At 37.8% G+C, this 704-nt stretch carries 1 protein-coding gene and 1 pseudogene; one reads left to right on the top strand and one right to left on the bottom strand.

Translation table 11 applies throughout. From position 1 onward, the window contains the following. A pseudogene (locus CIK04_RS29670) lies at nucleotides 1–192 on the bottom strand (histidine kinase); the annotation flags it as partial. A gap of 363 nt (nucleotides 193–555) precedes the next feature. Between CIK04_RS29670 and CIK04_RS29665 the strand changes: the two are divergent. Beyond that, nucleotides 556–704, top strand: a 149-nt coding sequence (locus CIK04_RS29665) for a TfoX/Sxy family protein (RefSeq protein WP_176463476.1), incomplete at its 3' end; no start/stop codon positions are given.

Genomic DNA, 704 nt, shown 5'->3' with positions numbered 1-704 from the left:
AGCGACATCGTTGATGCCAGTGGATTCTTGGGTGCAAAGTTGTTGAATTTTTAAGACAACATCAGGGATTGGCGGTAGAGTGACTTTACCAGTAGCAAGCGACTGCTCGACCAGTTGAGCGAACTCAGTTTCCAACGCTTGAATCAGTAAGTCCTTATTATTCGGYAACCAGAAAAAAGATAAGTGTTCCATAGATATTTTGAGCCAAAGTGCTTTCGTACAGTGTACTAGTAGCGAGTTGTTCAGTGCAAGAAATTGCCATCATGACAATAGTTTAATTGCTGCTTTTTCGTCCGTAATGCTTAATGCAACGAAAGTACAACTATGCGCTATTGTTGATAATGTGAATTGGATCTCATCAATAATGGAGAGGAAACTTTATTTGTGATGCGAATCCCGACTTATTTTTTTCATTAAGTATGATTCGGGTTGCTGATAAAAATTACTTATAAATAATTTAAATACCTTTCTCTATCATTTTCGCTTAATTATAAAATGCTGCTATCTGGTGACATAACTAATCGGGGTTAATCTTTGAATTAGGAGTCAATGGATATGACAGAACAAGCTTTTTTTGACTACATCAACCAATTTGGTGATTTTCAGAAACGTTCAATGTTCGGTGGTATCGGCCTGTTTGCGGAAGATGCTATGTTTGCATTGGTGAGTAATGGTTGCTACTACCTTCGTGGTGGAGACAGTTT

It is taken from the genome of Vibrio sp. 03_296, from assembly GCF_002265885.1.
This window is presented reverse-complemented; position numbering and strand designations above follow the sequence as displayed.